5 protein-coding genes are annotated in these 13,600 nt (G+C 71.6%); 2 read left to right on the top strand and 3 right to left on the bottom strand.

The window, feature by feature from the left end; translation table 11 throughout:
• The first annotated feature begins 299 nt into the window (after window positions 1–299).
• Window positions 300–2,339 carry an ATP-binding protein gene (locus ACYBSK_RS22830; protein ID WP_460243118.1) on the top strand — a complete coding sequence of 680 codons (2,040 nt, stop codon included), beginning with the start codon at window positions 300–302 and terminating at the stop codon, window positions 2,337–2,339.
• 108 nt (window positions 2,340–2,447) lie between these two features.
• A complete protein-coding gene (locus ACYBSK_RS22825; RefSeq protein WP_460243117.1) occupies window positions 2,448–3,767 on the top strand; it encodes an SUKH-4 family immunity protein in 1,320 nt (439 codons plus the stop codon).
• Between the two features lie 120 nt (window positions 3,768–3,887).
• On the opposite strand, the gene ACYBSK_RS22820 is transcribed toward ACYBSK_RS22825, so the two are convergent.
• The 3 genes from ACYBSK_RS22820 to ACYBSK_RS22810 all read right to left on the bottom strand — a co-directional run bounded on the left by ACYBSK_RS22820 (window position 3,888) and on the right by ACYBSK_RS22810 (window position 13,519).
• The gene (locus tag ACYBSK_RS22820; protein WP_460243116.1) at window positions 3,888–6,074 is read right to left on the bottom strand and encodes an SUKH-4 family immunity protein; all 2,187 of its coding nucleotides are present in this window, start codon (window positions 6,072–6,074) and stop codon (window positions 3,888–3,890) included.
• A gap of 81 nt (window positions 6,075–6,155) precedes the next feature.
• Entirely contained in the window at window positions 6,156–6,428 is a 273-nt protein-coding gene (locus ACYBSK_RS22815) for a DUF6406 domain-containing protein (protein WP_460243115.1), read from the bottom strand.
• Window positions 6,425–13,519, bottom strand: coding sequence for a toxin glutamine deamidase domain-containing protein (locus tag ACYBSK_RS22810; RefSeq protein WP_460243114.1), 7,095 nt, complete (start codon window positions 13,517–13,519; stop codon window positions 6,425–6,427). Before ACYBSK_RS22810 ends, ACYBSK_RS22815 begins: the two co-directional genes overlap by 4 nt.
• Between the last annotated feature and the right edge of the window lie 81 nt (window positions 13,520–13,600).

Below are 13,600 nucleotides of genomic sequence, written 5' to 3'. Positions count from 1 at the left end.
CCGTGTGCGACGCGGCGCGGCACGGCGGTGGAGCGTGTGGGGGGAGGTCGAACACGCGCGATGGCCCGCGGGCCACGGCGGGGCTCCTGAGGCTAGGGCACGGCGTTGCGTCTTGTCTGCGTACAGACAAGAAAGGCGGCACGTTTCGCGTTGCGGGCGGCGATCGCCCCCGCTGCGTGCGACGCCTGGGTAACAAGCGGTGGCAGGGGATCGATGCGCACCGTCCGACGCCCATAGGATGAACCCCGCACGGTCAACGCGACTTGACGGTGCCGGACGGACAGGACAACGGGGGAACGATGACCAGCCCGACCACCCAGGCCTCGCCGCGGGCCGAGGACGCCTACGAGCCCCACCCGTACATCGGGGGACGCAACGCCGTGCTGCGCGCCCTCGCCGCGTGGCGGATGGAATGGCCCGGCGCGCCCCGCGTCGTCGTCCTGACCGGCAGTCCGGGCACCGGCTGTTCGCGGCTGCTCACGGGATTCCTGATGCTGTGCGACCCGGAGTACCGCAAGGAACTCGACCTGGACGCGTTCGACCCCGCGACCGTGCCCCCGGACCTGCCCGCGCCCGCGGTGCCGAGCACGGTCGGGCTCACGGCGGCGCAGACCCTGTGGCTGCTCGCCGACCACTACCAACTGTCCGCGACCCGCACCGCCGACATCTTCCCCGAACTCGGCCGACTCCCCGCCGCCGGACGCCCGGTGACCATCGTGGTGCCGGACGTGGACCGGGCGGGGCCCGTACGGGCGGCGGGGGAGCCCGCGCGCCTGGTGCGGGAGGTGCTGAAGCCCCTCGCCGCCGTCGAGTCCGTACGCCTGCTGGCCGACGTGCCGAAGGAGCACGCCGCCGAACTCACCGAGGGACTGCCGCCCGGCGTGGCCCAGATCGTCGACCTCGACGCCCCCGAGTGGGCCGACGCCGAGGGGCTCGCGCGGCAGGCCGAAGCCGTCCTCGATCCCCGGTTCGGCGCCCCGGAGCTGCCGTTCACGGTCGAGCCCGGCGCCCGCCGGGCACTTGCCGAAACGATCGCCCGGCGCGCCGGGGACGGCGCCGGCAGCCGCCTGACCGTCCACCTCGCCGTGCAGTCGATCCTCACGCACCCGGACGGATTCGATCCGCACGACGAGAACCAACTGCCGGGCAGCGTCGGCGAAGCACTCGATCTGCACGCCCAGCGACTCGGCGCCCACCCCCGCACCCTGCGGCGGATCCTCGCGCCCCTCGCCCTCGCCGAGGGTGACGGCCTGCCCGTGCGGCTGCTGGTCCCGCTCGCCTCGGCCGTCGCCGAACGGGACATGAGCGACGACATGACGCGCGGCATGCTGCTCGCCGCGCCCTTCATCCGCCCCGTCGAGCGGGCGGGCGACGACATACCCGAGGACGAGCGGACCCTCGTGGCGCTGCGACACCCCGGCATCGGCGAGGCCGTTCGCGCGGGCATCGCGGACGTCCCCGGCGCACAGGCACGTATCGCCATGGAACTGCTGGAGGCCGTTCCCGACCAGGACTGGTCGAAGGCCGACGCGTACGTGCGCGACCACATCGCGGGCCACACCCTGGAGGCCGGGCTGCTCCCGCGGCTCCTCACCGACCCCAACCTGTTCGCCCACGCCGACCCCGTGCTGTTGCGGGCCGCGGTGGAGGCCGTCCCGCTGGAGCGACTGGACGCGGCCGCGCGTACGTATCTGCGGACGGCCCCGCTGCTGACGCGCACCCAGGCGCCCGCCGTGCTGCGGGCGGCGCTGCTGGAGACGGCGTTCGTGGAGGACGGGCTGCCGGAGTACGCGGCGGTGTTGCGGCGGGCGCTGCCCGAACTGCCCTGGCACACCGTGTGGAGCGTGCCGGTGGGCGGGGTGGACGCGGTGACCGCGGGCAGCCTGCTGCCGGGCGCGGGCGCGGGCGAAGGCGCTGAGGAGGCTCCGCGGCCGGTCGCCGTGTGCGTCGTGCCGCAAGGCACCCCCGGCGCACGGCCGTTGGGGGACGGCGACCCCGCGGCCCCGGCCGTCCTGGTGCTGGATCTCGCCACCGGCTCCGCCCTCGACGCCGGCCCGGCCCGCGTCCGGCGCCCCTCGGACGACGAGCGCGCCGCGCTGCCGCTCGGATTCAGCCGCGGCGCCGACTACGTACGTGTCTGGCGGCGCGGCGAGCGGAAGGGAGACGAGAGGATCGTCGCGGCGCTGATCTCCGCCGCGCCCTTCACGGGAACCGACATCACGCCCGAGGGCATCCTTCTTGTCGCCACGGAGAGCGGCGTGAAGGCGCTGCGGATCCGCCCGGAGCGGACCGATAGCCTCGCGCCGGAAGGCGCCGACGACCGGACCGCACGGCTGTAAGGCCGCACATCCGCGTGGCCGAGTGGCCGCGCGGCCGGAATGCCTCCGGAAGAAGGCGCCCGTACCAGACCGCCTGCACCCAGGCCCGAAGACTTGATGGGAGTTCCCGTGATCAGCCAGGAGCAGGCGCTCACGACCGCCGAGGGGTGGCTCAACCCCGAGGGACAGCCGCGCCGTGAGGTGCGTGTCCACGAGTTCGACCTGGGCTGGGTGGTGTGGGCCGCACCCCCGCCGCTGGAACGCGACCCGGTCACCGGCAAGCGCCGCCCGCCCGCCACGATCGGCCACTCCTGCGGTGTCGTCGACCGACGCACCGGCGAGCTGAGCACCTGGCCGTCCGTGCCGGTCGAGGAGGTCGTGCGGATGTACCAGCAGAAGCACGGCGGCGGTGAGGAGGCCGCGCCGCCCGCGCCACAGCCGGTCACCGGCCCCGGCAACACCACCGTCTTCACGTACGTCGACCCGGGCACCGGCGAGGAGACGAGCCTCGTCAAGAACTCGGCGCCCGGTGAACCGCACTCCGAGTACCAGGCCCTGATCGAGCTGGAGGACCTCGGCGTCCCCGCGCAGAACGTGGTCGCGATCCACACCGACCTCAGCTCCAGCCCGCTCCCCGGCGGCTACCCGGGCCTGCTGCTCGGCCGTCGCTTCCCCCACGCCACGTTCACGTGCGTGCAGCAGTACGGCCTGCGGGGCGAGGAGCGCGCCGAGGCGGTCGCCGGACTCGTCGAGCACGTCGAGCAGATGCACCGTGTCGCGGGCCAGCAGCCGCCGCCCCGGCCCCACCGGACGCCGGTGCCGACCGACGTGGAACCGGCCGAGCCGCTCCGCGACGTGGCTCTGGGCCGGGAGCTGACGGAGGCGTTCGGCGCCGACGGAGTACGTCGCTACGACGCCGACGACGTGGCGGGCACCCCGCTCCCGGAGGCGGCCAAGGCCACGCTGACGTGGGCCGGGCTGCCGTCCGACGTCCCGTTCTTCTTCACGGCCGACAACGCGGAGGCGGGGCTCCCCGGCGGGCTGTTCGGCAACGCCGCCGCCCACCTGCGCGAGGTCGGCTCCGGGGCGGGCGACGCGGCCCTCGCGTTCCTCGAAGGTCACGTCCGGATCGGCACCGACGGCGTCGCGCTGATCACCGTGCAGTGCACCGGATCCGAGCTGGAGGGCGAGCCGGTCGGCCAGGTCTGGGCCGTCACCCCGGAGACCGGCGCGGGCCGCCGCGTCAACACCTCCGTCTCCGCCTTCGCCCGCTCCCTCGCGCTCCTGAACACCACGCGCGCGGAGATGATCGCCCTCGACCCGGCCCTCGCGGGCGACGCCGTCGCCGCCCTCCAGGAACACCTCGTCGCCATCGACCCGTCGTCCCTCGACGACCCCAGGAACTGGTGGTCGGTCATCATCGAGCAGATGTGGCACGGGTTGTTCTGACCGCCCGCTGTCGAGCCGAGCGAGGACGAGGTGCGGGTGACGCCTTCCGTTGGCGGACCCGCCAACGGGGCCTCTGCCGCTCGCCCCTGAGCCGCCGCGGTCGCCCCTGGTGCCGGCCGCTCATTCGTTGACGAAGACGTACTCCCAGGCGAGCGCCTCGCCGCCCGCCGGTTCGATCTCCGTCAGTGCGGCGGCGACCTTGCCGAGGATCGTGGGCTTCTCGGGGTGGGGGAGGGGGAGGGTGTCGCGGGTGCGCAGGCCCGTGACCCACCAGCCCACCATCGTCAGGAACGCTTCCAGGCTGTGTGCCGCCGGGAGGGCCGCGAGTTCTTCCTCGTCGGGTTCCGTGGGGACACGCAGCACATGTCCCGTGGGACCGTCGATGACGATCTCGGCCCCCATCCACTTGCCGATCTGGAAGAACGGCCCTGTCTCGTCGACGGGGTCGATGTCGTCCGGCCAGGACGGCATCATTTCGAGGAGTTCGACGTCCCAGTCGCAGTAGGGAAGGACCCGCATCCCACCCTCGTCCACGTCGGGGAGGCCGAAGTCGAGGAGGAGTTCGCGGGTCGGTTCGTGGGCGAGCTCGTCAGGGAGTTCGTCGGGTTCGACCGGGAAGATGTCGTCGAACAAGAAGGACAGCACGGTGTGGTCGGTTCGGCCAGGGGGTGAGGCGTCGACCGGCATGCTCGCGCCGGCGTCCGAGTAGGTGTCGAGCAGGGACCGGCCGCGGGAGCCGATGGTGGTCACGTCCGTGGAACCGGTGGACTCCAGGGCGATCAGCCCCGCGTCGCTGCCGAGGACGGTGACGTCGCCGACGGTCAGCGGGCCACAGGGCAGGAGGTAGGAGTGGGCGCTGCGGCGAGCGGGAGCCGTAGAGAACAGCTCCCGGGAGGTGGCGGGGTTCGCAGAGGTCCCCTCGGCCGGCAGCGTGAGGCTCTCGCGGTGCTCCGCGGGGATCTCGTCACCCTCCCAGGGGCCGGCGAGGCGATCGCCGGTCTCCGCGTCCCAGACGGAGGTGTACGTGTCGTGCGAGTCGACCACGAACGAGCGGTGTCTGCCCGCGACGGCCAGGCGTCCCTGCCAGCGCACCTCCGTCAACGCGTCGATCTTCCCGGAGCGCAGGTAGGCGGGGTGAAAGCCGCCCGGCGGGCGCCAGTTCGTCCACTTCGCCCGCCACGGCAAGGACACACCCGAGGCGGCGATCGCCTCCGCTGCCTCGTGATCGCCGCGCGCGCGGGCCATCAGATGCAGCCAGGAGGCCCATGCCCCCTGGCTGTCCGGGGTGATGCCCCACGTCCACAGATGCATCGCGTCGGCGGCCGGGCTGTCTCCCGGAGCGAAAGAGCGCAGTGCGGTGGCACCGGAGTCCATCAGCACGCTCTGCGGGATGTTCGCGATCGTCTTGCCGTCCCGCAGCAACGCCTTGTACGTGCCCGCCTGTACGGCGTGCATGGCGAGGCCGGTCGCGGCGTACAGGCCCAGAGCGCCGCGTCTCGCCCACCCCTCGGGGTGGCGCAAGGCGGGCACCGAGCGGAGCAGCCAGTCCACCAAGTGCCGGTTGACGCGCTGGAGTTCGTCGGACGCGACCTCCGCGCGGAGGGCCTCGGCCACGCCCTCGTCGATGAACGAGACACCCAGGGGGCCCGGCCGGACGACCTCACTGTGCTCCCGTACGAACGCGGTCAGTTCGTCGTGGGTGACCGTCGTGCCGGTCGAGGCGGCGACGAGTTCGGCCCACACCTCCAGGGGGACCACGCGTGGCTCGGCGAGGGCCAGGGCGCGCAGAGTCGACGAGTCCGGCGCCGGAGCGGCGGGGCCCGACGCGGGCAGGTGGAAGACGGCCTTGGGGTTCGTACCGCGCAGGATCAGTTCGGGCAGTGCGTCGGTCAGCACCGCCAACTTGGGGAACGCCAGGGAGCGGAGAGCGTAGGTGATCAGTAGCTCGGGCTCGTGCGAACGCCTGGTGGGCCCGGCTCGATGGGCGTTGGTGACGAGCAGCAGGCGCTGCTCGGTCCAGGCGCCTCGCGCCTGCCACCAACCGCGCCGCTTGTCCGCGGACAGCTCGACTCCGAACGCGGTGACGGCCTGGTGCAGGACCTGTTCCGCGGTGAGACCCGTGGCGTCGACGAGCACACTGCCCGGGATGCGGTCGTGCACCTGACGTACGGCCGAGGCGGCGTCGGCCCCGGGAGCGGAGACGACATGGGCGACACCGACACCGCTGTCCTGCCGGACCTCGTGCCACCACTCCGTGACGTCGTCGACGATTCCTCCCGGAGAGGAAGGCGTTGTCGGCTCTGGCATGTCACTCCTTGACGTTGGTTCTCGCGTCCCCCGTCACGGTATTACGGCCCCGGGCGCCGTATGACCGGCGGGCATGCGGCCCTAGACCGAAGCCGTCGAGACGCGACGCAGCTTGACGATCCAGTCGTCCTCGCTCGGCCACCCCGTCAAGTCGGCGAGCTGCCAGGTCTCTTCGCCCACGGGGAAGGTCTCGCCGACACGGAGGGTGTGGTACTCCTCCTGGTCGGCGACGATCCCGAGCCGCACCCTGACCGCGGCGTCGGCCTCCCGGTAGATGTCCATCACTGCGAAGCTCGCGGTGCCGGTGTTCCGCTGGATCCCGTGCCAGAGGGCAATCGTGTCGGCGCTGCTCACTTCTCGTCCTCCAGAGTGGTGTACTGATTGCTGCAGTATTTCATGAACTCCTTGATGGTCAGCGGCTCGGGGTGCCTGGAGTTGTGCGGATTGCGCAGCTGAATCAGACCCTTTTCATCGACCGAGACGACCTCGTAGGCGTGTGAACTCAGAAGGTTCTTCTCCATCTTGTTCTCCACGCCCGCACCGCGTGCCTGAGTGCCGATAATGACCGGCCTGCCGCTTTCCGTGAGCTGCCGCAAATGATCCAGAAGCTGCTTCTGCGGGCTGTGGCCCTGCATGTTGTACTGCGTCGGCACTTCGTAGTTCTCCGCCGTACGCCCTGTCATCTGGGCAAGGAGTTCGGCGCGGTCGCCGGAATTCGAGCCCTGGGTGATGCGGGAGTACCCCGTCAGCAGGTTGTCGTCGAAATCCTTGTACTTCGCGAACTGCGACAGGCTTTCGCGCCGTTTGTCGTCCCAGAACTGGTCAAGCCCCGCGATGGCCTTTTCCATGATCGCGGGCCAGGCGACGCCGGTGGCATTGGCGTCGGCGTAGACGGTGGTGCCCGGGAAGTCGCTGTACACGGGCAGTTCGGGAGTGACGCGCACGGTCAGGATGCGCCCCGTCGGCGCCATGTTGCCCAGGTTGTTGCGCGCGACCTCATGGAAACGGACTTCGTAGTTGCCGTCCTCCGTCTCGCGAATCATGTCCTGGAGGACGTCGGGATACCTGCTCGCGACGGCTCCCATGGTGGCGATGATGCCGCAGTCGCCGATCGCCCCTTGCTGGGTCTGCTCACGTGAGGGAGGTCCCTCGAACAGTGGCGTGCGTGTTCCGTCGGGACGGTCCAGCGGGGTGCCGTAACGGTCGGGCTGGATCTCCGGCGGCTTCTGGTGGTTGCCGAAGCGCGGCTGGTCGACGTCGGTGGTGACCTCGACGGGCTCCGCCGGGCCCGAGTGCGTCAAGGACTGCCAGATCTGCTTGATCCGGCCCGGCTTCCGCTGCTCGCCGTCCGAGGCGGGGGAGCCCTCGCGGCTGTCGTCGGAGGACGGATTCGCGGCGCCGGCCTGCTCACCGGGGGAGACGGCGGCGGGGGCGCGAGGAGTCTGCCCCGCGCTCGCGATCTCGGTCTCCGACTGCGAAGCGTCACGGTCGGAGCGCGGCGGATCTGACGGTACGGACGTGCCGTGGTGCGTCGGCTCGCCGCCCGTGCCGCCGGTGGTGGGCGTGCCCGCGGGGGCGGTGGGGGGACGGCGGTGCGTGCCTGCGGGGTCGGAGGGGGGCGTGCGGGGGGAGTCCGTGGACGGGGAACCCGACGCAGGGGCTTGGGAGGGCGGTGTGGTCTGGTCGTGAGCCGGAGCGGACGGAGCCGACGGAGCGGACGGCGGGTTGGATGCGGCATCGGGATTCGCCAGGGTCTGCGCCAATTCCCGGACGAAGTCCACGTGCTGCTGGATTTCCGCGTCCATGATCCGCTGATTCGGCGTGCGGTACTCCTTGACCTTCCTGTCGATTTCGGCCGCAGAGTACTTGTTCTCGTCCTTCAGGCGCTGGCGCTCCTGTGCCCGCAACGCCTGGCGCTCCGGGTCGACCCGGTAGGTGGTGCTGTAATACACCGGAACGCCCTGCATCGCGGTGGAATCACGGATCGTCAGGGAACAGTCCGCGTGACCCGAGTTTCCCTTGCGTGAGCCGCAGGGCTCACGTTCCGTGTACAAACCGGCGATGGTGTACTGGGGTTTGCCCTCCTCCGCCCGGTTGTTGTTGAGGCTTTCCACCCATTCCAGGATGTGGCTCTCGGAGTGACGGGGGCGCACCGCGTCACCGGCGGCCGGAACCGACGAGTCGATGATGTAGTGGCTCTCGCCCTTGTCGTCGATGATCTCGACAACCGCGTAGTTCTTGTCCGAGAAGTCGGGGGAATTGCGCTCGATCGCCTCCAGCAGTTCACGGAGTTTCTCCGGATCCTGAAGACTGTCGTCCTTGGGCCGTGTCGAGGACTCGCGACGCCAGGAAGCCACGGACTCGGGGTGCTCGGCCGCCGGGTCGGGCTTGTTGCCCCGCTTCGGCGGAGCGTCGGCATAGGGCGAGTTGTCCTTCGCGGCCTCGGGAGCCATACCGACCGCGTTGTTCGCGTGGAACGAGTGGCTCATGCGGCCGAGCGTCGCCAGGACTGCGTAACGGTCACCGTCATGCATGCTCGACCACTCGGGGTCGAGGTGACGGCGCATGTCGCTGTCCGTGAAGTTGGTCTTCGGCACCTGGACGGTCCGGTGGGCCTCCTGCGCCTGCTGGTGGGCCGTCGTGGCCGCCGGAAGGGCGGCTCTGGCGTCCGCCAGCCGCTGCTCGGCAACTTCCTTTCGCTGTCGAGCGGTCTCTTTCGCCGCTTCGGTGGTTGCTTCCTTCTCAGCCTTGATCGCCGCCTTGCGTTCCTTGTCGGCGGCTCCGATCTCCTTGCGAGCGGCGTCCAGGGCCTGCTTGGAGTCGCGGACGTTCTGCGCCGACTGCACATAGTCCTGGCGACGCTGGAGGGAATCCTGAAGCAGACCGCCCAAGCGGGACGGGTCGGGCGGCGTGGCCTGCGCCCAGGTTCGCATCTGCTGCTGCACCGGAGTCAGATCGATCCGGCGTACCTCGTGGTTCCCCTTCTTCCGGAGTTCCTGTTGCGATGCGTCCGGAGGGAGGTTCGCGTGTACCTGGCCCGGGTCCTCCGGGTCGGGGAGGCTCTGGTTGCGCTGCTGGCGCGTGGCCTCGGCACTGTGCTTGCTGTCGGTCGGGCCGGAGGAGCCCGCCGGGCGCTGCGGAGACGGGCGGTCGGCCACGGCCGGGTCGGTCTGGCTCTGGTTCTGCGCGGTCGGCTGGTTGGCGGTGTCGATGGGGCGGCGGTTGGCGTCCAGCGGGATCGCGAACACGCCGTTGTTGCCGTCGTGGAGCGGGGTGGTGCCGCGCTGGCCCGTCTGCGGGTCGGCGTAGATGATCTGGCCGTTGTGGTTGACGACGTTCCAGGCGTGCGCGCGGCCGTCGGCGCTCTGGGTGATGATCACGGCCTGGGAGCCGTGGCCCTGGTCGCGGAGGGTGTTCTCCAGGTTGTCGTACGCGTCCCGGCCGTCGCCGAAGTCATCGAACCGGGCGCCCAGCGTGTTCTCGATACGGTCCCGGCCGCCGGGCTCGGGCGTGCCGGCGGGGGAGCCGTCCTCGTTCGGGCTGCGGCGGGCGGCGACCGTGGGGTTGCCCGAGTACGAGTCGGCGAACGCCAAGGCCCCGTCGGGGCAGTTGACGTCGCGGCCCGTTTCGTCGGGGTTCTGGCCGCGGATGTCGTCGAGCCAGGTCCCGTCGCGCGGGTCCGGGGCGTGCTGGAACGAGCCGTCCTCGTTGCGCGGGAATCGTTCCTGCTGCGCGCGGGCGTCGGCGTCGGAGGGATCGTCGTAGCCGTCCGGTGGGCCGGAGGGGCGGGTGGCCGTGGAGGGGGTTGGTTCCGGCGCGTCCGATTGCTGCTGATCGGTGTCGCCGGTGTTGTCGGTCTCGTCGGGGGTGTGGGCGGTGTCGTCGGTGTCGGTGTCGGTGTCGGTGTCGGTGTCGGGCTGCGGGGTGTGCTGGTCCGTCGCTTCCGGGGTCGGGGTGGTGTCCGACTCCTGGGACGGGGTGGTCTCCGGTGCGGCGTTCTCGTTCTGTTCCGAGGCCGGGCCGTCGGTGGCCTCGGGTGTCGCGTCAGGGGACGGCTCGGTGGAGGGCGTGGTCTCGGAGGTCGTGGTCTCGGAGGGGGACTGGTTCGCCGACGCGTCCGGGGACGCGGTGTTGTTCGTGTCCGGGGTGTTCGTCGTGGCCGGATCGGGCGCGGGCGGCGTCAGGAAGTACGGGGTGATCGGATTCCGGTTGGCGTCCAGGGGCGTGTAGAAGACCTCTTGGGCGCCCAGGTGGATCGGGTTCTCGCTGACGACGCCCGTCTGCGGGTCGACGAACAGAACCTGGCCGTTGTGGTTGACCGCCGCGAAGGCGTGGCCGCCACCGCCGGGCCAGTTGACACCGATCATGGCCGCCGAACCGTGCCCGGCCTGCGACAGCTCGTGGGCGATGCGCGCGTACGGGTTGGGGTGGTCGTTGCCCGCGTACGTGCTGGGTGCGCCGGCCCAACGCGTCTGGTTGTCGACCGAGTCGCGCTCCGCGGAGACGCGGTTCAGGGTGCCGTCCTCGTTGAGGTCCAGGGTGCGCGGCGCGGAGACCGTCGGGCGGCCGAACCAGGTCTCCAGGAACGAACGGGTGCAGTCGGCGCAGTTGTTGGACCTGCCGGGCACCCCCGGGCCGCCGTCGTTCTGGAGGGAGGCCCAGTTGCCCTGCCGTGGGTCCGCGTACACCTGCGGGGTGCCGTCGGGGTTCTTCGGGTGGGCGTTCTCGAGGTCCGACTGGTGGGCGGGGTCGGGAGTGGTCAGGCCCTCGTGCGGGATCGCCAGGTCGTTGCGGATGTCCGAGAGGTTGTCCGCCTGCGGCGGGGGCGGGGGAGCCGTGGGCTGCTGCTGGCTCTGCTCGGGCGTGGCGGGAGTGTCGGGGGTGGTGGGAGCGGCGTCCGGCTGCTGGGACGTCGGCTGCTGGTGGTGGGGCGGCTGGTTGCTCGGTGCCGGCATCCCCTGGTCGGTGGGCGTGGCAGGTGTGGAGGGCGTGGAGGGCGTCGAAGGCGTGGGGGATTGGGCCGGGGGCTGTTGGTTCGCCGGGCGGTCCGCGCGCGGCGGCGTGGCAGGGCGGCTCGGGGTCTCCGTACGAGGTGTCTCGGTGCGAGGTGTGTCGGCGCGAGGAGTGGTGGTACGAGGTGTGGTCGTACGGGGGTTCTCCGTACGGGGGTTCTCCGTACGAGGTGTCTGCGTACGAGGTGACTCAGCGCGAGGTGTCTCGGTGCGCGGTGTCGTGGCGCCCGGCGTCGTGGTCCGGGGTGTCGTCGTCGGTGTGCCTGCCGCCGGTGCCTGGGTCGGGACGGGGCCCGCGGTGGGCGGCGGCATCGCTCCCGGCGTCGACGTCGAGGGCGACGCGGACGACTGCGCCGCCTGCTGCGGGATGCCCGCCTCACCGTGCTGCGTACCCGGCGCCGGGGGCGCGGCCGTGGCGCCGCCCATGAGGCCGATCTCGGCGTCGTCCGGGTCGTGCGGGGTCGGGGTCGACTGGGTCGGGGCGTGGCCCTGGCCGGGACTGGGGTGCGAGGAGGGCGCGTTGCCGGGCATGGCGCCGCCGCTGGGGATGCGGCCGCTGCCGGTGCCGCCGCCCTGGTTCTGGTTTCCGTCGTTGTTGCCGTCGCCGGAGTCGCCCGGTGTGGGGCCCTGGGCCTGGGCGGGCATGGTGGTGACCGAGTCGGGGTCGACCTGGTGCACGGCCGGTTCGGGGCGGGAGTTGTCGGGGGCCGGGGTCGGAGTGGGCTCCGGGCCGTTCGCATCCGGCGTCGCGGACGGTGCGGGCGTCGGCTCGGAGGTGCGCGGGTCGGGGATCGACGCGCCCTGGTCGGGCGTGGCCGCGCCGCCGCTTTCGGGGGCACTGGGGCGAGCGCCCTCCGGCGTGGTGTCCGGCGTCGGGGAACTGTCGATCCCCGGATTGGCGCCCTGGCCCTGGCTCGGGCCGTCGCTGCTCGGGCCGTCGTTGCTCGGGCCCCCTTCGATGGGGGAGGAGTTGGCGGGCTGGGACGGGTCGTTGCCCGGGGGCGTGGTCGGCGTCGAGTCCGGTGCGCTGTCGGGGCGGGCGTAGTCCGGGGTGGTGTCCGGGGCCGGGCCGCCCTCGATGTCCGGCCGCGTACTGGAGGACGGCGCGGAGGAGTCGGGCGTGGAGGTGTCCGGGGTCGACGCGTCGGGCGTGGACGAGTCGGGCGTGGACGAGCTGTCGCCCGTGGAACCGCCCACGCTGTCGTAGTAGGCCTGCGTGCCCACGTCGAAGGGGCTGGGGGCGTCGGAACCACGGTCCGGTGAGGGCGAGGACGAGCCAGAGGGGGAGTTGGACGCATCCGTGCCGCCACCCGTGCCGCCACCCGTGCCGCCACCCGTGCTGCCCGTCGGCGTACTCGACGGCGAGCCGTCCGAACCGCCCGACGGCGACGACGAGGAGCCGCCGAGGTCCGGCGCCCGGCGCCCGGAGTCGCCACCGCTCGAACCCGACGAACCACCGGAGCTCGGCGAGCTGCCCGACGAACTCCCGTCGCTGGACGAAGAGTTGGACGAGCCTCCGGTACCGGTCGACGAGCTGGAGGAGCCCCCGTCGCTCGACGACGAACCGCCGGAGCCCGACGAGCCGTTGCTGCCGGAACCGGACGAGCCATCGCTGCCCGAACTCGTCGAGCCATCGCTGCCCGCACTGGATGAGCTGTCGCCGCCGTCGCTTCCGCCGGTCAGCCCGTTGCGGGCGCCGTGTCCTGCCCGGGACCCCGCGCCGTCGCGCAGGGACTCGCCGAAGGTGGAGCCGGAGTTCTCCAGGGCGCTCTTGCCCTCTTCGTAACCCGTCTTGGCGGTGCGGCCCAGGTCGTAGCCCGACTGCTTGCCGAAGTTCTGCTCGACGGTCTGGGCGACCACGTCGGAGATCATCGCTTCGAGCGCGGAGACGAAGGGTTCCTTGGCGGTTTCCAGTACCGCCTGCAGAATCTGTTGGGCTATCTCCTTGAGGAGCTTGCGCAGGATCATCCGCGTGGCCGCGGCCGCGCCCATCGCGCCGATCTCGGACAGGCCGAGCGTGAACGGCGCGGCGGCCTGCGCCGCCGCGATCTCGATCGCGAGGATGACCAACTGGGCGATCACCGCGATCTTCAACCCGATGATGAGCATCGCCGCGGCGTCCATGCAGATGGCGATCAGCTCGGCGCCCTGGCGGGCGTCGTCGAGGTAGCCCGAGCCCCCGGCGAACTTGTCCCAGGTCTTGTTGAACCCGTCGATGGAGTCCCCGGCGTTCTCGGCGAGGACATTGCCGGCGGCGACCAGGCCGCGGGACTGGAGCTCCGTCACGTCGGCGGCGAACTGGCGCCAGGTGTTGGCGCACTCCATCATCTTGTCTTCGTCGCCTGTGGGCCAGTCGAAGCCACACATCTCGAGAAGCCACTCAAGCCCGTTCGGCAGCATCAGTGCCACGACGAAGACCCCCGTTGTCGCCATGTATTTCGTGTTGTCCCGGCCCGGTGGGCCGACCGGCGCCATACGGAGCCACGGCAGTGCTCAATCGGCATGCCTCGTGAC

The organism is Streptomyces sp. BYX5S (assembly GCF_054724165.1).
The sequence above is the reverse complement of the archived record's forward strand: the minus strand, read 5'-3'. Positions and strand labels throughout refer to the sequence as shown.

Coding starts and splice junctions, on each gene's coding strand:
- ACYBSK_RS22830 (WP_460243118.1), top strand. CDS start 300: ATGACCAGCCCGACCACCCAGGCCTCGCCGCGGGCCGAGGACGCCTAC.
- ACYBSK_RS22820 (WP_460243116.1), bottom strand. CDS start 6,074: ATGCCAGAGCCGACAACGCCTTCCTCTCCGGGAGGAATCGTCGACGAC.
- ACYBSK_RS22810 (WP_460243114.1), bottom strand. CDS start 13,519: ATGGCGACAACGGGGGTCTTCGTCGTGGCACTGATGCTGCCGAACGGG.